The sequence below is a fragment of the Streptomyces sp. NPDC047049 genome (assembly GCF_040643995.1).
Lineage (GTDB): Bacteria > Actinomycetota > Actinomycetes > Streptomycetales > Streptomycetaceae > Streptomyces > Streptomyces mooreae.
The window spans coordinates 127159-145622 of sequence record NZ_JBEYVM010000018.1; the positions used below are offsets into that span (position 1 = coordinate 127159).

At 71.9% G+C, this 18464-nt stretch carries 19 protein-coding genes; 13 read left to right on the forward strand and 6 right to left on the reverse strand.

Features of this window, described 5'->3' with window-relative positions:
• The first annotated feature begins 22 nt into the window (after positions 1-22).
• The 3 genes from ABZ851_RS29705 (at position 23) to ABZ851_RS29715 (ending at position 2538) form a co-directional block, all read left to right on the forward strand.
• On the forward strand, positions 23-616 hold the full coding sequence (locus ABZ851_RS29705) for a DUF5998 family protein (RefSeq protein WP_088802386.1): 594 nt from the start codon (positions 23-25) through the stop codon (positions 614-616).
• Positions 616-1806: a nucleotide pyrophosphatase/phosphodiesterase family protein gene (locus ABZ851_RS29710; protein ID WP_361133846.1), complete on the forward strand. Its 1191-nt coding sequence runs from the start codon at positions 616-618 to the stop codon at positions 1804-1806. Before ABZ851_RS29705 ends, ABZ851_RS29710 begins: the two co-directional genes overlap by 1 nt.
• Before the next feature lie 66 nt (positions 1807-1872).
• Complete coding sequence (locus ABZ851_RS29715; protein WP_336053914.1) at positions 1873-2538, forward strand: thymidine kinase; 666 nt, start codon at positions 1873-1875, stop codon at positions 2536-2538.
• A gap of 35 nt (positions 2539-2573) precedes the next feature.
• Here ABZ851_RS29715 and ABZ851_RS29720 read toward each other — a convergent pair whose 3' ends face one another.
• Positions 2574-3350, reverse strand: coding sequence for a VOC family protein (locus tag ABZ851_RS29720; RefSeq protein ID WP_361133849.1), 777 nt, complete (start codon positions 3348-3350; stop codon positions 2574-2576).
• A 249-nt stretch (positions 3351-3599) separates the two neighbouring features.
• On the opposite strand from ABZ851_RS29720, the gene ABZ851_RS29725 reads away from it, so the two are divergent.
• On the forward strand, positions 3600-4439 hold the full coding sequence (locus ABZ851_RS29725) for a sulfurtransferase (RefSeq protein WP_361133852.1): 840 nt from the start codon (positions 3600-3602) through the stop codon (positions 4437-4439).
• A gap of 116 nt (positions 4440-4555) precedes the next feature.
• Here ABZ851_RS29725 and sepH read toward each other — a convergent pair whose 3' ends face one another.
• The gene (sepH, locus tag ABZ851_RS29730; protein ID WP_361133855.1) at positions 4556-5620 is read right to left on the reverse strand and encodes a septation protein SepH; all 1065 of its coding nucleotides are present in this window, start codon (positions 5618-5620) and stop codon (positions 4556-4558) included.
• Positions 5621-6118: 498 nt separating this feature from the next.
• Between sepH and ABZ851_RS29735 the strand changes: the two genes are divergently transcribed.
• Positions 6119-7333: a hypothetical protein gene (locus ABZ851_RS29735; protein ID WP_361133858.1), complete on the forward strand. Its 1215-nt coding sequence runs from the start codon at positions 6119-6121 to the stop codon at positions 7331-7333.
• Positions 7334-7431: 98 nt separating this feature from the next.
• On the opposite strand, the gene ABZ851_RS29740 is transcribed toward ABZ851_RS29735, so the two are convergent.
• The gene (locus ABZ851_RS29740; protein ID WP_361133861.1) at positions 7432-8775 is read right to left on the reverse strand and encodes a D-arabinono-1,4-lactone oxidase; all 1344 of its coding nucleotides are present in this window, start codon (positions 8773-8775) and stop codon (positions 7432-7434) included.
• A 266-nt stretch (positions 8776-9041) separates the two neighbouring features.
• Complete coding sequence (locus ABZ851_RS29745) at positions 9042-10325, reverse strand: MFS transporter (protein WP_361133864.1); 1284 nt, start codon at positions 10323-10325, stop codon at positions 9042-9044.
• A gap of 182 nt (positions 10326-10507) precedes the next feature.
• Between ABZ851_RS29745 and ABZ851_RS29750 the strand changes: the two genes are divergently transcribed.
• Positions 10508-11662, forward strand: a complete 1155-nt coding sequence (locus ABZ851_RS29750; protein WP_361133867.1) for a ferrochelatase — start codon at positions 10508-10510, stop codon at positions 11660-11662.
• Positions 11663-11724: 62 nt separating this feature from the next.
• Positions 11725-12585 carry an inositol monophosphatase family protein gene (locus ABZ851_RS29755; RefSeq protein WP_336053926.1) on the forward strand — a complete coding sequence of 287 codons (861 nt, stop codon included), beginning with the start codon at positions 11725-11727 and terminating at the stop codon, positions 12583-12585.
• A gap of 81 nt (positions 12586-12666) precedes the next feature.
• Here the strand turns inward: ABZ851_RS29755 and ABZ851_RS29760 are convergent, their stop codons facing one another.
• The gene (locus ABZ851_RS29760; RefSeq protein ID WP_006602631.1) at positions 12667-12843 is read right to left on the reverse strand and encodes a hypothetical protein; all 177 of its coding nucleotides are present in this window, start codon (positions 12841-12843) and stop codon (positions 12667-12669) included.
• Positions 12844-13165: 322 nt separating this feature from the next.
• On the opposite strand from ABZ851_RS29760, the gene ABZ851_RS29765 reads away from it, so the two are divergent.
• The 4 genes from ABZ851_RS29765 to ABZ851_RS29780 all read left to right on the forward strand — a co-directional run bounded on the left by ABZ851_RS29765 (position 13166) and on the right by ABZ851_RS29780 (position 16832).
• On the forward strand, positions 13166-13819 hold the full coding sequence (locus ABZ851_RS29765) for a response regulator transcription factor (protein WP_006602630.1): 654 nt from the start codon (positions 13166-13168) through the stop codon (positions 13817-13819).
• 6 nt (positions 13820-13825) lie between these two features.
• Positions 13826-15088: a HAMP domain-containing sensor histidine kinase gene (locus ABZ851_RS29770; RefSeq protein WP_361133870.1), complete on the forward strand. Its 1263-nt coding sequence runs from the start codon at positions 13826-13828 to the stop codon at positions 15086-15088.
• 526 nt (positions 15089-15614) lie between these two features.
• Positions 15615-15917, forward strand: a complete 303-nt coding sequence (locus tag ABZ851_RS29775) for a DUF4193 domain-containing protein (RefSeq protein ID WP_003982531.1) — start codon at positions 15615-15617, stop codon at positions 15915-15917.
• 102 nt (positions 15918-16019) lie between these two features.
• A complete protein-coding gene (locus ABZ851_RS29780; protein WP_361133917.1) occupies positions 16020-16832 on the forward strand; it encodes a hypothetical protein in 813 nt (270 codons plus the stop codon).
• Between the two features lie 18 nt (positions 16833-16850).
• Here the strand turns inward: ABZ851_RS29780 and ABZ851_RS29785 are convergent, their stop codons facing one another.
• Positions 16851-17294: a DUF3093 domain-containing protein gene (locus tag ABZ851_RS29785; RefSeq protein WP_361133873.1), complete on the reverse strand. Its 444-nt coding sequence runs from the start codon at positions 17292-17294 to the stop codon at positions 16851-16853.
• Between the two features lie 58 nt (positions 17295-17352).
• Between ABZ851_RS29785 and ABZ851_RS29790 the strand changes: the two genes are divergently transcribed.
• Together ABZ851_RS29790 and dut are read left to right on the forward strand one after the other, a co-directional pair.
• Positions 17353-17946 (forward strand): PaaI family thioesterase, encoded by a 594-nt coding sequence (locus ABZ851_RS29790; protein ID WP_361133876.1) that lies wholly within the window; start codon positions 17353-17355, stop codon positions 17944-17946.
• The gene (gene dut, locus ABZ851_RS29795) at positions 17943-18464 is read left to right on the forward strand and encodes a dUTP diphosphatase (protein WP_088800457.1); all 522 of its coding nucleotides are present in this window, start codon (positions 17943-17945) and stop codon (positions 18462-18464) included. The genes ABZ851_RS29790 and dut overlap by 4 nt, the downstream gene beginning before the upstream one ends.

The following is an 18464-nucleotide window of genomic DNA, read 5'->3' on the forward strand; positions in this document are numbered from 1 at the left end:
TACGCCCCGTAAGATGGACCCCATGGCTAAGACCGGTACGACGACCCAGGGGCTGCGCGCGGCGATCGAGCGCAGCGGCTATTACCCGACGCTCGTGGCCGAGGCGGTGCAGGCCGCGGTCGGCGGCGAGCCCGTGACGTCGTACCTCGTCCACCAGGAGACGACCTTCGACGCCAACGAGGTCCGCCGCCATGTCACGGTCCTGGTCCTGACCGGCACCCGCTTCATCGTCAGTCACACCGACGAGCAGGCCGCCGACGCCACCTCCCCGTCGCCGTACGCCACCACCTCCACCGAATCCGTCAAGCTGAGCCGGATCTCCTCCGTGGTGCTCAGCCGGGTGGTCGCCAACCCCGAGTCGTACACCCCGGGCCGCCTGCCCCGCGAGGTCGTGCTCACCATCGGCTGGGGCGCGGTCGCCCGCCTCGACCTGGAGCCCGCCGCCTGCGGCGATCCCAACTGCGAGGCGGATCACGGCTACACGGGCTCCTCCACCGCCGATGACCTCTCGCTGCGGGTCAGCGAGGCCGGTGACGGACCGGACTCGGTGCGCGAGACGCTCACCTTCGCCCAGGCGCTCTCCGAGGCCACCGCGGCCACCCCCGCCCCCCGCTGATGGTCCACATCGCCCCCGCCTGGCCGGAACCCGAACCGCTCGACCCGCTCGGCGCCCCGGTGCCGCGATACGGCACCGGCTCGCTCGCCGACCTGCTGCCCACCATCGCCACGGGGCTCGGCATGACCGGCCTCGCCACCTCGATGGAGCTGACGCCTGCGGACCGGGCCTGCGTCTTCCTGATCGACGGCCTCGGCTGGGAACTGCTGCGGGCCCACCCGGAGGAGGCGCCGTTCCTCACCTCCCTCCTGGACACGTCGTTCAACGGCAGCGGCCGCCCGCTCACCGCGGGCTTCCCGTCCACCACCGCCACCTCGCTCGCCTCGGTCGGCACCGGCCTGCCGCCGGGCGGCCACGGCCTGCCCGGCTACACCTGCGAGGACCCGGCCACCGGCGCCCTGATGAACCAGCTGCGCTGGTACCCGTGGACCGAACCACACATCTGGCAGCCGTACCCGACGGTCTTCCAGCGCGCGGACGCCGCCGGGATCCACACCTGCCAGGTCTCCGCGCCGGACTTCCAGCACACCCCGCTCACCCAGATCGCGCTGAGCGGCGGCACCTTCCACGGCCGGCTCTCCGGCGAGGAGCGGATGGACCTCGCCGCCGAGCAGCTTGCCGCCGGTGACCGTTCGCTGGTCTACACGTACTACTCCGAGGTGGACGGCAAGGGGCACCGCTACGGCGTCGACTCCGACGCCTGGCGCGGCCAGGTGATGTACGTCGACCGGCTCGCCCAGCGGCTGGCGGAGCAACTGCCGCCGCGCAGCGCGCTGTACATCACCGCCGACCACGGCATGATCGACATCCCCTTCGACCCCGAGTCCCGGATCGACTTCGACGAGGACTGGGAACTGCGCGCCGGCGTACGCCTGTTGGGGGGCGAGGGCCGGGCCCGCCATGTGTACGCCCACCCGGGCGCGGCCGCGGATGTGCTCGCCGTGTGGCGCGAGGTGGTCGGTGAGCAGATGTGGGTGGCGAGCCGCGAAGAGGCCATCGCCGCGGGGTGGTTCGGACCGTCCGTCGACGACCGGGTACGAGCCCGGATCGGCGATGTCGTCGCGGCCGCGCACGCCGATATGGTGATCATCGCGACCGAACGGGAGCCCCGTGAATCGGAGATGGTCGGCATGCACGGTTCGATGACGCCGGTGGAGCAGCTGGTGCCGCTCCTGGAAGTGCGCACCTGACCCGCGCGGTCCGCCGCCCGCACGCCCCCACCCTTCCGTACGAGCCCGAAAGGCCCGCAACACCCCATGCCCGAGCTGGTGTTCTTCTCCGGAACGATGGACTGCGGAAAGTCGACACTTGCTCTGCAGATCGAGCACAACCGCTCCTCCCGCGGTCTGCAAGGCATGATCTACAGCCGCAACGACCGGGCCGGCCGCGGCAAGCTCTCCTCCCGCCTCGGCCTGGTGACCGAGGCCGTCGAGGCGGCGCACGGCATGGACTTCTACACGCACGTCGTCGACCACCTCTCCGCCGGCGGCCGGGTCGACTACGTCATCGCCGACGAGGCACAGTTCCTCGTCCCCGAACAGATCGACCAGCTCGCCCGCATCGTCGACGACCTCGAACTGGACGTCTTCGCCTTCGGCATCACCACCGACTTCCGCAGCAAGCTGTTCCCCGGCTCCCAGCGGCTGGTCGAACTGGCCGACCGCATAGAGGTGCTGCAGGTCGAGGCGCTGTGCTGGTGCGGCGCCCGCGCCACGCACAACGCCCGTACGGTCGACGGCCGGATGGTCGTCGAGGGTGCTCAGGTCGTGGTCGGCGATGTCGTCGGTGACGTGGACGGCTCCCACACCGAGGTCGGCTACGAAGTGCTGTGCCGGCGTCACCACCGCCGTCGTCAGACCTCGGCGGCCGCCCGGGCGGCCGCGCTCTCCCCGGACGTACTGCCGGTCGACAGCGCGAAGTAGACCGGCCGCGGGGCTGATCCCGGTGTGACCGTCCCTCAGTCCCGCTGGACGACCGTGAAGACGGCGCCCTCGCTGTCGCAGACCGTCGCCAGCCTTCCGTGGGCGGAGTCCCGGGCGGGCTGCAGTACCTGGCCGCCCAGTTCAATGACCCGGCGGGCCGCCGCGTCCGTGTCGGAGACGGCGAAGTGCGTCATCCAGTGGGAACCCCGGTCGCGTGGCAGGGCGTTGCCCACGCCGTGGATACCGGCCACCGGGTGTTCCTTGAGATGCAGGGTCAGATAGTCGAAGCCCGCCGAGATCACCGGTTCCGCCTCGTAGCCGAAGACATGCTCGTAGAACGTCAGGACGGAGCTCGTGTCCCGGGTGACCAGCTCGTTCCATGCCGGGGTGCCCAGTTCACCGGTGATCGTGGTGCCCGCCACCGACCTGCCCTGCCAGATGCCGAAGATCGCGCCCTGCGGGTCGGACGCGATCGCCATCCGCCCCGCGTCGTCGTCCGCATCCAGCGGCCCGACGCCCACCGTCCCGCCGCAGGAACGGATCTGCTCGGCGGTCGCGTCCGCGTCATCGCTCGCCAGGTAGGTGGTCCAGGCGACCGGGAGATGGCGGTCGGGCGCCAGTTCGCCGAGCCCGGCGACTTCCCGGCCGTGGAGGAAGGCCCGGGCGTACGGACCGAAATGCTGCGGTCCCGGGCGGAACTCCCAGCCGAACAGCGCGCCGTAGAATTCCTGCGTCGCGGACAGGCTGTGGGCCAGGAGGCTCACCCAGCAGGGCGCGCCGGGCATCCGCCGGGTCGCTGCCTCGGTCGTCATGGTCACTCTCTCCTCGGAGCGTCGGGTGCTGACCCTCTGCGCCACGGGCGCGGGTCCCGAGCAGATGCTCGCACCCGGTGACCTGGTGAGCGCCCCGGCCGCGCCGTCCACGGCCGGTTCGCGAGGGAGAATGCCCGCTTTGACGTTTCCGATCCGCCTCAGCGGCGTTACGCCAGGACGTAACTGCGTCATACGGAGGGTGGGTGCCTACCTTCTGTACGTAGCCGTCGCTACGCAAGGATGAGTCCCATGAATGCCATCATCACCGCTACCGAACTCGCGAGCGAGCTGGAGCGGCCCACCGCTCCGGTCCTCCTGGACGTCCGCTACCAGATGGGCGGCCCGCCCGGTCGCCCCGAGTACGAGGCCGGTCATGTGCCCGGCGCGGTCTACGTCGACCTCGAGAGCGAGCTGGCCTCGCCTCCCGGCCCGGGTGGCCGGCACCCGCTGCCCGATCTCGATGTCTTCACCGAGGCCATGCGGGCCGCCGGCGTCCGCGCGGACCGCCCGGTGGTCGTCTACGACGGCGGCCAGGGCTGGGCGGCCGCCCGTGCCTGGTGGCTGCTGCGCTGGACCGGCCACCCCGACGTGCGCGTCCTGGACGGCGGCCTCGCCGCCTGGAAGGCGGCCGGCGGCGCCCTGAGTGTCGATCAATCGACTCCGCAGGAAGGTGACTTCACCCCGGTGCCCGGTGGCCTGGCGCTGCTGCGGGCGGATGACGCGGCCGCCCTCGCCCGCCGCGGAGTCCTGCTGGATGCGCGCGCCGCCGAGCGCTACCGCGGCGAGGTCGAGCCGATCGACAAGGTCGCCGGCCATATCCCGGGCGCCGTGTCCGCCCCGACGACCGAGAACGTCGTCGAGGGGGGCACCGTCTTCCGCGACGCGGCGGAACTGGCCGAGCGTTTCGCGTCGCTGGGCGCCACGCCGAAGGCGGAGGTCGGTGTGTACTGCGGCTCCGGGGTCTCCGCCGCGCATGAGGTCCTGGCCCTCGCGGTCGCGGGTGTCCCCGCCGCCCTGTACGTCGGCTCCTGGAGCGAATGGTCGGCCGACCCGTCCCGCCCCGTCGCCACCGGCCCGCAGCCCGGCTGAGCCCCCGTCAGGGCCCGTAACGGGGCGTCGCACCACGGCACCCGCCCGCTCCCTGCATTCCAGGGGGCGGGCGGACGGTGCGTCACGCGTCGGGAAAGGCCTCAAGGGCCCTCCCGTTACTCCGGCTTCTTGCGCCGGGTACCGAAGACGATCTCGTCCCAGCTGGGCACCGCGGCGCGGCGGCCCGGTCGTACACCGTCCGCCTCGGCCTGCCGGTCCGTCGTCCCGGTCAGCCGGTCGCGATGGCCGGCCACCGCGCGCGGCATCAGTACATCGGCGTACGCGGAACCCGCGCCCGCACCCGCACTCGCCGCCGGGGCGGGCGGCTCCTCGACCTCGGCCTCGGACTCCTCGTCGCTCTGTGCCGACTTCACGGCCTCCGGGACGACCATGTCGCCACGGAAGCTCGGCACCGCCTCCAGCAGGCTGGTCAGCGAATCCCGCTCGCCGACGGCCTCCTCAGCGACCTGCGGCTCGCCGTCGTCGTCACCGGACTGCGCCGCGCGCTCGCCGCGCTCGGACGACTGCCGGTCCAACGCACGGTCCAGCGGCCGGTCACGCGGCAGCCGCGCGATCCGCGGCACGAACGGGAAGCTCGGCTCGGGCGTGTCGTCGCTCTCGCCGATCAGCGCCCGCGCCTCGTCGTCCACCGCCTGGACGAGACGCCGCGGCGGGTCGTACGTCCAGCTCGCGGAGTGCGGTTCGGTGGCGACACGGTAGACCAGCAGTACCTCCCAGGTGCCGTCGTCGCGGCGCCAGGAGTCCCACTGGACGCTGTCCTTGTCGGCGCCGCGCAGCAGCAGTCGCTCCGCCACCGCCTCGCCGAGCTGCGGACCGGTGTTCTCGCCGGGGCGCCGTACCGGGGTCTTGCGGGCCCGCTCGGCCATGAAGGCGCGCTCGGCGAGCACCGGGCCCTCGAAGCGGCGCACCCGGTCGACGGGGATGCCGGCGAGCTGGGCGACCTCCTCGGCGGAGGCACCGGCTCTTATACGGGCCTGGATGTCCCGCGGGCGCAGGTGGCTCTCGACCTCGATCTCGATCTGGCCGAGGCGTGCACGGTCATTGCGGACGGCGGCGCGCAGCCGTTCGTCGATCGGAAGCGTGTACTCGGTGCTGTCCGCAGCTTTGAGCACCAGCCGTGTGCCGTCGTTGGAGACGGCCACGACACGCAGTTCGGGCATGGGGACCTCCCGGGTGGTGCCTGCCGACGTCACTCGCGTCGCTGCTTCCGCTAGTCGAGTGTGGCCTGCCCGGGTGCAGCCTGCCACAACATTGCCGAGTTGCCCGGCGTGTCGGGGCTTGGCCCTGAAACGCCGTTATGACACGGTTACCTGTTCGCCACGCTCAGTGACCATGCCGCTTGTCCTGTCGCCGTTCACCCGTACCGAGCGGCGGCGCCCCGGTGTGAGTGCCGCCTTCATGGCCCCCTCCCATGGGTTCCGGGCAGCCGGACGGGAACCGGGGCCAGGGCTCGCCACAGTACTCCATTCGGACCACTGAGGTGGACCGCCGCGCCGCTGAACTTCTGGGCGGGCAACGGAGTTGGGTCGTCTTGTCGATCTCTCTACCTGGCGTGTCGGTGGCGAGTTTCACAGATTCCCCAAAATCGGAACTTTTGGCTCCGCCGAATGGTCACTCCTCCATGCAGGATGGATCGAAGCGGCTATCAAAGGTTGGAGATGGACGAAGAAACCGAAAGCGACACGAAGAAGAAGGAGAGGCGGATAGACCTGAGCGTTGCTCAGGTGGCCGGCAGCGCGCTCGCCGCGGCGGTCGCCGCGTACCTCGCGGGCCGGCTCGGCGTCTACGGAACCATCATCGGAGCCGGTGTGGTCAGTGTCGTGGCCACTACGGGCGGTTCGATATTCCAGCACCTGTTCCGGCGCACCGGTGAACAGCTCAAGGAGGCGACGGTCACCACCCGGCCGAGGCCGCGCCGCCCCTCCGCCGCCCGCACTCGATCCACCACACCGGATGTCCGGCCGGCCGGCCCCACGATGGTGTTGCCGACCTTCGACAAGGAGGGCACGGAGGACAAGGTCACCTCCGTCGCGGCCAGGACGTCCGCGCCCGGCACCGCCCGTACGCAGCTGATCCCGCGGGCCGGACAGGCCCGTCGGCGCGACCTGGCAGGCGCCCACCCCGCCCCGCCGGCGGATGACGCGACGCGGCCGCTGCGGGCCGCCGGCGCCGAGGCGACCCGCGCCCTGCGCGCGGTGGACGGCAGTGCCCCGGGGCGGTCCGCCGACCGGACACAACTGGTGCCGCGCCTCGACGACCAGACCATGGCGCTGGGTCAGGCGGCTGCCCGTCCGGCCGGCATTCCGGCCGCGCGACACCCGGGCGGCCCGCCCGAGGAGCTGAGCACCGCGACGTACGGCACGCGGCTGCGCGGCTGGAAGCGGCCGACGCTCGGTGCGCTCGCGGTCTTCGCGCTCGCCATGGGGGTGGTCACCGGCACCGAGCTGATCACCGGGCAGACGCCGAGCGGGGCGCAGGGCACGACCCTGAGCAACCTCACTCACACCGGGGGAGGGGGGCGCCAGCAGCACCGTTCCCCGCAGTCGCCCGGTTCCGGTCATTCCCCGGACGGCGGCAGTCGGCACGGCGGCGCAGACCGCCGGAGCCCGGAGCCGGACGACTCGGGCGACACCGGCAGCGGTGCCGGTACGGACAAGGGCGGCGGCACGCCGTCGCCGGACCCGAGTCCGTCCGACGGCGGCAGGACCTCGCCGGATCCCGGCACGCCGTCGTCGCCGGACCCGTCCCCGAGCGGTTCCGCCGGTGACGGGCACACCGGCTCCGGCGACGGCCCGGCCGGCACCGGAGAGCAGGGGGACCCTCCGGCCGGACAGCAGTCCGGCGGGCCGGTCCCCGATCCCGGCGCTTCCTGAGCCGGCGGCGGTCCGGCAGGGGCCGTCCCGACGAGGCGGACCCGCCACGGCCGCGGCCCGTCGCCCACCCCGGGGCGCCGGGCCGCGGCCGTCGTCGGTCAGTCCCCCAGGACCCGCCGCAGATAGGCATTGGCGAACCGGCGTTCCGGGTCCAGCCGGTCGCGCAGTGCGGTGAACTCCCCGAACCGCGGATAGGCGTCGGCGAGGTAGGCGGCGTCGCGGGTGTGCAGCTTCCCCCAGTGCGGCCGCCCCTCGTGTGCCGTCATGATCCGTTCGGCGGCCGCGAAATACGCTCCGTACGGTGTCCCGCGGTACATGTGTACGGCGAGGTAGACGGTGTCCCGGCCCGAAGCGGTGGACAGCGGGATGTCGTCAGCGGGCGCGGTCCGCACCTCGACCGGGAAGCTGACCTTGAAGTCCGAGCGCTCCACCAGGGCCTTGAGTTCACCCAGTGCCGCCACCGCGGCCGCCCGGGGCAGTGCGTACTCCATCTCCACGAACCGCACCCGACGCGGCGAGGTGAACACCTTGTACGAGATGTCGGTGTACGTACGGGCCGACAGGGCGCGGCTGGAGATCTTGGCGATGCCCGGTATGGCGGCCGGGACCGCCCGCCCGACGGCGCAGGCGAGCTGGAAGACCCCGTTGGACAGCAGCTCGTCCTCGACCCAGCCGCTGACCCTCCCGGGCGGTGCCGCCGGCCCCTGGCTGCGGTTGTTGCGCTTGGTGTTGCAGTTGCCGGTGTGCGGGAACCAGTAGAACTCGAAGTGTTCGTTCTCGGCGACCAGTTCGTCGAAGCGGTCCGTCACCTCGTCGAAGGGCATCGGCTCCTCGCGGGCGGTCAGCCAGAACTCCGGCTCCACGGCGAAGGTCAGCTCGCTGATCACACCCAGCGCGCCCAGGCCCAGCCGCGCCGCGGCGAAGACCTCGGGGTTCTCCCCGGCGGAACAGGCCAGGACCGAGCCGTCGGCGGTGACCAGCTCCAGGGCGGTGGTCTGGGCGGCGAGCGACGCCGAGTCGCGGCCGGTGCCATGCGTGCCGGTGGACGTCGCCCCGGAGACCGTCTGCTCCATGATGTCGCCCATGTTGGTCAGCGACAGTCCGTGTGCGGCCAGCGTCTCGTTGAGGTGCTTGAGCGGTGTACCGGCCGCCACCGTCACCGTGCCGGCCTCGCGGTCGACCGAGCGGACGCCGGTCAGCCGGTCGGGGCGGATCAGCAGCCCGTCGGTGGCGGCGGCCGGGGTGAAGGAGTGGCCGGTGCCGGCGGCCTTGACCGTCAGCCCGTCCGCTGCGGCGGCGCGGACCGCGGCCGCCACCTCCTCGGTGCTCGCCGGGGCCACGCTCCGGGTGGGGCGGGCGGTGACATTGCCCGCCCAGTTGCGCCACGGCCCGATGGTCGGACCCCGCCCTCCCGAGCCGCCGACGGCGTTGCTGACTGCCATGGTGACGTCCCCTCCCTCCGCGCGGGCAGGCCGTGTCCGGCCGCCGTTGTTGAGCGCATGATGTCAGTAGCCGACGCCCCGTCAGGGAGGGGTGACGGGAATCACAGCGGCGCGGAACCAGCCCGAACCGCCCGGCTCCCGGACATGTCGTACCGCGGGTAACTCCCCGGCGGGAGGGGTGGGTTCCCGCGGACGGGCGGGATGGCGGGCGTGGCAGGGGTGACGCGGACGGGCGAGGCCGGGCGAAGCCGGTCCCCGTCGCACGCCTACGCGACGCTCTCCTCGCCCCGCCGCTCCGTGGCCGGATCGGCCGGGCCGGTCGGGCCGGGCAGGCCTCCCGCCACGGCCGGGCCTGTCGCCGTGGGTGCGGACTGCGGGCGGAGCCTGCGGTAGCCCGCGAAGGCCACCAGTGCGGCGAGCAGGCCCGCCGTCCCCGGCACCAGGTAGCCCCGGGCGGCCCCGGCCGCGTCCACCACCCAGCCGGCGGCCGACGACCCCAGTGCGACGCCCACTGCCAGGCCGGTGCCGGTCCAGCTCATGCCCTCGGTCAGCTTCGCCCGCGGCACGTGCTCCTCGACCAGCGCCATCGTGGTCACCATCGTCGGCGCGACGGACAGTCCGGCGACGAACAGCGCGACGGCCAGCAGCGGCAGCGAGCCCACCAGTTGCAGCGGCACCATGCTCACGGCCATCACGCACACCCCCGCCACCCAGCGGCGGGACGGATGCCCCTTGGGGTGGAGCAGGCCGAAGACCGCGCCGGCCGCACACGAGCCGAGCGCATAGACGGCCAGGACCAGACTGGCCGCCGCCTTGTGCCCGACCTCCTCGGCGAAGGCCACGGTCACCACGTCGACCGCCCCGAAGATCGTGCCGGTGGCCACGAACGTCACCACCAGCACCTGCAGCCCCCGTGAGCGCAGCGCGGACCCCTTGGTGTGGTGTTCGCGCGGATGCGGAACCGGCTCCGTCGCCCGCTGCGCCGTCAGCCAGAAGACACCGGCGGCCAGGAAAGCGGCGGCCAGCAGTGGCCCCGCCTCCGGGAACCACGCGGTGGACAGGCCGATGGACAGGATCGGCCCGACGATGAAGCACAGCTCGTCGACGATCGACTCCCACGAGTACGCGGTGTGCAGCTCTCGCGGGGACCCGCGGTAGAGCTCGGCCCAACGCGCCCGGATCATCGCCCCCACACTCGGCACGCACCCCGCACAGGCCGCGAAGACGAACAGCAGCCAGTCGGCCCAGCCCTGCTGCGCGCTCAGCAGCAGTCCGGCGACCGCGGTGACCGACACCAGGGTGGCCGGGCGCAGCACCCGGCGCTGGCCGTGCCGGTCCACCAGGCGGGAGATCTGCGGGCCGAGGACCGCGGCGGACAGCGCAATCGTCGCGGACAAGGCGCCGGCCAGGCCGTAGCGGCCGGTCAGCTGGGAGATCATCGTGACGATCCCGATGCCCAGCATCGACAAGGGCATCCGGCCCAGCAGCCCGGCGGCGGAGAACGACTTGGTGCCGCGGCGGCCGAAGAGGGCGCGGTAGGGACTGGGCAACGGGGGTGCTCCGCCGGTGAGGACCGATGAGATCGGTAAGGAATGACAGGGGCTGATACAGCTTACGGGCGGTGGGCCGTCGGACGCCGCCGGATTTCCGCCACCGCCCGCCGCGGCGGCCGGTCCTCCCGGCGCCGGGACCTGCCCGCCGCACCCATGGGAAGGGTGGCAGGATCGATGGCATGCCCGAACAGTGCGATCCCCGCCCGTATGACGCCCTGCTGCTGCTGTCCTTCGGCGGTCCCGAAGGCCCCGACGACGTGGTCCCGTTCCTGGAGAACGTCACCCGCGGCCGCGGCATCCCCCGTGAGCGACTGAAGGAGGTGGGGCAGCACTACTTCCTGTTCGGCGGCGTCAGCCCCATCAACGCCCAGAACCGGGAACTGCTGGACGCACTGCGCACGGACTTCGCCGAGCACGGACTGGACCTGCCCGTCTACTGGGGCAACCGCAACTGGGCGCCCTACCTGACCGACACCCTGCGCACCATGGTCCACGACGGCCACCGCCGTATCGCCGTCCTGGCGACCAGCGCCTATGCCTCGTACTCGGGCTGCCGGCAGTACCGCGAGAACCTCGCCGACGCCCTCGCCGCCCTGCGGGCCGAGGGCCTGGAGCCGCCCCGGGTCGACAAGCTGCGGCACTACTTCAACCACCCCGGCTTCGTCCGGCCGATGGTCGACGGCGTGCTGGCGTCCCTCGCGGGCCTGCCCCAGGAGGTGCGAGGCGGCGCCCATCTCGCCTTCACCACGCACTCCATCCCCACCGCCGCGGCCGACACCTCCGGTACTCCCGCCGACCACACGCAGGACGGCGCGGGCGGCGCCTATGTCGCCCAGCACCTGGACGTGGCGCAGGTGATCGCGGACGCCGTCCGGGCGGAGACCGGTGTGGACCACCCCTGGCAGCTCGTCTACCAGTCCCGCAGCGGGGCCCCGCACATCCCGTGGCTGGAGCCGGACATCTGCGATCACCTGGAGGAGCGGCACGCCGCCGGTGTCCCGGCCGTCGTGATGGCTCCCATCGGGTTCGTCTCCGACCACATGGAGGTCAAGTACGACCTCGACACCGAAGCCACCGCCAAGGCCGCCGAGCTGGGACTTCCGGTCGCCAGGTCGGCGACGGTGGGCGCCGACCCGCGGTTCGCGGCGGCCGTCCGCGACCTCCTCCTGGAGCGCGCGGCCGCCGAACGGGGCCGTGCCCCGGAGCGCTGCGCCCTGGGCGCCCTCGGTGCCGGCCACGACCTGTGCCCGGTCGGCTGCTGCCCCGCGCGGGCTCCGCGCCCGGCCGCCGCCGGGGCCGACTGGCACGGCCCGGCCGACCGGGCCCCCGCATAAGCCCCCACACCCACGCCCTCGCCCCGATCCCCCGACCACCGCTCGTCCGAGCAAGGAGCATCGTGCCCGACCCGCTGCACCCCGCCGCCCCCCAGACCGCCCCGGCGCAGACCGCCCCGGCGCCGAGCGACGCGCTGTACGACGAACTCCTCGACCTGGCCCTGGAGGCGGCCCGCCGTGCGGGGGCGCTGCTGCGCGACGGCCGGCCCGCCGACCTCGGTGTGGCCGCCACCAAGTCCAGCCCCATCGACGTCGTCACCGAGATGGACCTCGCCTCCGAGAAGCTGATCACCGGCTTCCTCGCGGAGCACCGCCCCGACGACGGCTTCCTGGGGGAGGAGGGCGCCAGCACCGACGGCACCAGCGGCATCCGCTGGGTCATCGACCCCGTCGACGGCACCGTGAACTACCTCTACGGGCTGCCGGCCTGGTCGGTGTCCATCGCGGCGGAGAGGGACGGCGAGGTGGTCGTCGGGGTCGTCGCCGCCCCGATGCGCGGCGAGACCTACCAGGCCGTCGTCGGTCGTGGCGCGTTCAACAACGGCGAGCGCATCCGCCACCGGCCCGCCCCGCCGCTCTCCCAGGCGCTCGTCGGCACCGGGTTCGGCTACCTCGCCGAGCGCCGGGCCGGCCAGGCGGAGGTGGTGCGCACGCTGCTGCCACAGGTCCGCGACATCCGGCGCGGCGGCTCGGCCGCGATCGACCTGTGTGATGTGGCCTGCGGCCGGCTCGACGCCTACTACGAACGTGGTCTGAACCCCTGGGACCTGGCGGCCGGCGCGCTGATCGCCCGCGAGGCCGGGGCGCTCACCGGGGGCCGCCCCGGCCGGCCGGCCTCCCACGAGCTGACCCTCGCCGCCTCCCCGGCCCTCTTCGAGCAGCTGCAGCCGCTCCTGGACGAGCTCGGCGCCTGGCACGACTGACCGGACCCGCGTCCGGGCACGACAGCGCCCCGGCACCCTCCCCTGGATGCCGGGGCGCTCTCGTCGTACGCCGGGGAGAGGTCAGGCGTTGCTGACCGCTCCGTACCGCACGCCGTGCTCGGTCGCCAGACGCTGCAGGTCCTCGAGTTCTGCCTGCTCGACCTCGGCGAGGAAGTCGTCGCCCGCAGCGCGGGCCCGGTCCAGATCAGCTTCGGTGTTCTCTATGCGCTGCAAAATGCCTGCGGTGAACGCGTCCATTGCGCCCCCTCGTCGTGGGTCGGTGGGCACGGGGGTGTGCCGACGGGCGGTTCGATCACGGCGTGGTCCCTGCGACGGATCAGTTCAAGGCGGATAGCCGAAATAAACAGGGCGTGATCGCGGGTGTGCAGTCGTCCTCCCCACCCCTCACCTCAGGGAAACCTCAACCCGCTCGGGAATCCTGCCGTCGGGTGCCGCCCCGGGGCCCTCCACCCCTCCGCACCCCCCTTACCGCCGGTTTATGGCTCTTCGGGGCAGGATGGAAGAGCTCTGAAGACATTGTTGTGCCTGCCCGAAAGGGCCCTGAGGAAGGACTAGCGACGTGCGTGTTCTCGTCGTCGAGGACGAGCAGCTGCTCGCCGATGCGGTGGCCACCGGACTACGCCGGGAGGCCATGGCGGTCGACGTGGTCTACGACGGCGCTGCCGCCCTGGAACGGATCGCGGTCAACGACTATGACGTCGTCGTGCTGGACCGTGACCTTCCGGTCGTCCACGGCGACGATGTCTGCCGCAAGATCGTCGAGCTGGGGATGCCCACCCGGGTCCTGATGCTCACCGCCTCCGGCGACGTCAGCGACCGCGTCGAGGGCTTGGAGATCGGCGCGGACGACTACCTTCCCAAGCCCTTCGCCTTCACCGAGCTGACCGCCCGGGTCCGGGCTCTCGGACGCCGTACGACCGTCGCACTGCCGCCCGTCCTGGAGCGGGCCGGCATCAAGCTCGACCCCAACCGCCGCGAGGTCTTCCGCGACGGCAAGGAGGTCCAGCTCGCCCCCAAGGAGTTCGCGGTGCTGGAGGTCCTGATGCGCAGCGAGGGCACGGTCGTCTCGGCGGAGCAGCTTCTGGAGAAGGCCTGGGACGAGAACACCGACCCGTTCACCAACGTCGTACGGGTCACGGTCATGACGCTGCGCCGCAAGCTCGGCGAGCCCGCGGTGATCGTCACGGTCCCCGGCTCGGGATACCGGATCTGACCGGCGATGCCTTCCCTGCCTTCGTTCTCCAAGGCGGCCAACCCGCCGCCCCCCGTTCCGCCCAAGCCGACCTGGGACCCCAGGCCGGTCGATGTCCGCCCGTTCCCGTGGCTGCGGCCGACCATCCGGATACGGCTGACGCTGCTGTACGGCGGCATGTTCCTGATGGCCGGGATCGTGCTGCTGACGATCATCTACATGCTGGCCGCGGACGCGCTGCACGACGGCAGCGCGCTGCCCCTGAAGATCCTCGGCGGGAAGTTCCAGTCGACCAGTGACATCTGCGACCTGCCCACCGAGACGTCCGGACAACTGCTCCAGCAGGCCGTCGAACAGTGCCTGCAGCACCAGCGCGCGGTGGCCCTCAACAGCCTCCTCAACCGCTCCCTGCTGGCTTTGCTGGGTTTGACGGTGGTGGCGTTCGCTTTCGGTTATGCGATGGCGGGGCGGGTGTTGTCGCCGTTGGGGCGTATTACGCGGACGGCTCAGCGGGTGGCGGGTTCGGATCTGCACCGGCGGATCGAGTTGGGGGGTCCTGATGATGAGCTGAAGGAGCTTGCGGACACGTTTGACGAGATGCTGGACCGGCTGGACCGGGCGTTCGAGTCGCAGCGGCGGTTCGTGTCGAATGCTTCGCACGAGTTGCGGACGCCGTTGGCGATCAACCGGACGCTGCTGGAGGTGCAGCTGGCGGATCCGGGGGCGTCGCCGGAGCTGGCGCAGCTGGGCAAGACGCTGCTGGCGACCAATGAGCGCAGTGAGCAGCTGGTGGAGGGGTTGTTGCTGCTGGCGCGCAGTGAGAACAAGGTCGTGGACAAGAAGCCGGTGGATGTGGCGGAGGTGGCGTCGCAGGCGGTGGAGCAGATGCGTGAGGAGGCGCAGGCCAAGGGGGTGGCGTTGCGGGGGGTGCGGGAGCAGGTGTTCGTGCAGGGCAATGGGGTGCTGCTGGAGCGGATCGCGCTGAATCTGGTGCAGAACGCGGTGCGCTACAACGTGCCGGAGGAGGGCTGGGTGGAGGTGATGACCCAGCCGCAGCCGGGGTGTGCGGTGCTGGTGGTCTCCAATACCGGTCCGGTGGTGCCGGCCTATGAGGTGGAGAACCTTTTCGAGCCGTTCCGGCGGCTGCGCACGGAGCGGACCGGGAGTGACAAGGGGGTCGGGCTGGGGCTGTCCATCGTGCGTTCGGTGGTGCGTGCGCATGACGGCACGATCACGGCCCGGCCCCGTGAGGGCGGCGGACTGGTGATGCGGGTCGTCCTGCCGCTCTGACGCAGGCCACAGGGGGGTTGTACGCCCGCTGGAGCCGCTGTGCACCCCCCTGGGCAGCCATCGGACATCTGTGCGTACGATCGCCCGTCTCGCGGCCGTACACCGCCTCGCCTGCCGGTTTGACGGCAAGGGGGGTCGGCGTGGATCCTTCGCCGAGTTCGCTTTGCGCGGAATTGAACCGGTCCGCCCGCCGGTCAGTGCGTGTGTGATGCCTCACAGGCGCGATTTTCCGGCCATCTACGCTCTGTGATCAAAAAGCCTGTCGGAATGCCGGGGACGTCCGGGTTTCCGGGGGGTGAGATCACGGGAAGTAGAGGTGATGGGCTGCGCGAGGTGCGACATTCGGACCGTGTACGGTCCTGATCGCCATCCAAACCGATCACCTCTTCAGGGGTGCGGTTGGGTGTCGATTGAGTAACAGACCTTGATGTGAGGCAAAATCTCCGCCTCAGGTCGGGCACAAGTCCGGCCTCTCACGCGTTACGAGCGCTGAGACACCGCAGACACCCAGAGGGGGAGAGCGAAAATGGCTACGGATTACGACACCCCACGCAAGACCGACGACGACCTCAACGAGGACAGCATCGAAGAGCTGAAGTCGCGGCGGAACGACAAGTCCGCCTCGGCCGTCGACGTCGACGAGTTCGAGCAGGCCGAGGGCCTGGAGCTGCCCGGCGCGGACCTGTCCAACGAAGAACTGGCCGTGCGCGTGCTGCCCAAGCAGCAGGACGAGTTCACGTGCATGAGCTGCTTCCTGGTCCACCACCGCAGCCAGCTCGCCGCGGAGGACAAGAACGGGCAGCCGATCTGCCGCGACTGCGCGGCCTGAGTCCGGCTCTACGCCGTGGCAGGCGTGAACCCGTTCCGCAAGGGCTCCAAGGGCGTCGAAGGCTCGGCGGCCGGCGCACGATCACGCGAGGAAACCGCGCCCGTGCCCGCCGACCCGAGCGCCCTTCCCGCGGAACGGACGACCGGCGCACTGCAGTGGGGGCACCTCCCGCTCGAGCGAAGCCGAGAGCGGGGGAGGGGCCGCACGGCCTCGTTCGTGGCCCTGGTCGGCCGTGGCGCCGGAAGAACCGGCGGCAGGGTACGGGCCGGAGTGGCCGTGATCGCCGACCGGATCATCGAGACCGCCCCGCGGGTTCCGGTCCGTGACCTCGCCATCCTGCGCGCCCAGTTCCCCGGACTGACCCCCGAGGACCTGGCCGACAAGCTGGTCGTCGGCGCCTGCGCAGCCACCGGGGCCGTCGGAGCGGGCGTCGGAGCGGCAGCGATGCTGCCCGTACCGCCCGCCATGCCGGCCGAGCTGGCCGCCGAGATCACCGGCGTCGCCTCGGTCGAGATCAAACTGATCGCCGAGCTGCACGAGGTCTACGGCCTGCGGCCGGCCGGGAATTTCCGGCAGCGCGGTATGGCCTATCTGACGTCCTGGACGGAGGAACGGGGCGTCGACCTCACCAAACCGGCCTCGCTCAACGTCGCCCTCGGTGTGCAGATGAGGCGTGAGCTGCGCCAGCAGATCATGAAGCGCACGCTGCGCAATCTCCCCAACCTCGCCCCGTTCATGATCGGCGCCTCCGTCGGCGCGTTCATGAACCGCAGGGACACCAGAAAGCTCGCGGAGAAAATCCGTAAGGACCTGCGCACGAAGCAGGTCCCCTGGGAGGCCCTTCCCCCCTCCGCGCCGGACGCCCCCGCGGCCGGCGAACCGACCGGGGAAGCCCCGCCGCCACCGGGCGGCTGACCCGCCCCTGCGCGCCGGTCAGCCCCGTCCGGCCGCCAGTGCCGCCACCAGGCGCTCCGGCGTCCGCGTCGAGAGATAGGCGTACGGCGTCGGGTCCTGCGGATCGGTGATCTCCACCCGCACCGCGGTACGGATGTAGCCGCGCAGCAGCATGAACGCACGGGCGTCGGCCTTGTGCGTACGCCACGCCAGCGCCTCGTCCGCGTCCAGCGCCCGCGCCTCGCCCAGTGCCGTCACCGGGATCTTCGCGTCGCCGGCGATCAGGGCGCCGCCCACCACCCGGATCCGCACCGAGCCGTACGAGCTCACCGCCACCGCGGACAGGGCCGCTCCGCCGATCAGCCCGCCCAGCATCCACAGCGTCCCCAGGGGGAGCAGCATCAGGGCGCAGGCAACGCCGATCATCGCGGCGATCACCCACCAGGACCGGGGCGCGGTGAGGCGTTCTTCGTACGGCTGCATGGCTCCAGCTTGGCACGGCGGCGCGGGCCCGTTACGCGCGCGGGTAGGGTCTGACCTCGTGAGTGGAACTGACGAACCCAGGGCGCGGCTGACGCCACCGGCGGACGCCGCCGCTCCGGTCCGGCATGCCGACGCGCCGGCCCCCGGAGAACTCCTCGGCGCGCACTACGACCGGTGCTTCGGCTGCGGCACGGGCCAGCCGCACGGCCTGCATCTGGAGGCACGGGCCGGCGACGGCGTGAGCGTGTCCGCCGAGTTCACCGTCAAGGAGGCCCACCAGGGCGCGCCGGGCCTGGCGCACGGCGGGGTGCTGGCCACCGCGCTGGACGAGACCCTGGGCTCGCTGAACTGGCTGCTGCGGGTGATCGCGGTGACCGGGCGGCTGGAGACCGACTTCGTACGGCCGGTGCCGCTGGGCACGGTGCTGCACCTGGACGCGCGGGTCACCGCGGTGCACGGGCGCAAGATCTACTCGACGGCCGTGGGGCGCATAGGCGGTCCGGACGGCCCCGTCGCGGTGCGTGCCGAGGCCGTCTTCATCGAGGTGAAGGTCGACCACTTCATCGACAACGGCAGGACCGAGGAGATCCAGGCGGCGATGTCCGACCCGGACCAGCTCAAGCGAGCGCGCGCCTTTGAGGTGAACCCATGAGTCAGGGACGGAATCCGGTGGACGTGCTGCTGCGGCGGCTGGATCCGGACGTGCCCGTTCCGGCGTACGGGCACCCCGGCGACGCGGGCGTGGATCTGGTGACCACCGAGGCCGCCGAGCTGGCGCCGGGGGAGCGCACCGTGCTGCCCACCGGGGTGTCGATCGCGCTGCCCGACGGGTATGCGGCCTTTGTGCACCCGCGGTCCGGACTGGCCGCGCGCTGCGGCCTGGCGCTGGTGAATGCCCCCGGGACGGTGGATGCCGGGTACCGTGGAGAGATCAAGGTGATCGTGGTCAATCTGGACCCGCGCGAGAGCGTGCGGTTCGAGAGGTTCGACCGGATCGCCCAACTGGTCGTCCAGCAGGTCGAGAAGGTGCGCTTCCACGAGGTGGCGGAACTTCCCGGCTCGGCGCGGGCCGAGGGGGGATTCGGTTCCACCGGCGGTCATGCGGCGGTGGGCGGCTCCACGGGCGGGAATGAATACGCATCGGTCGGTGCCGACCGGGAAGGACAGTGA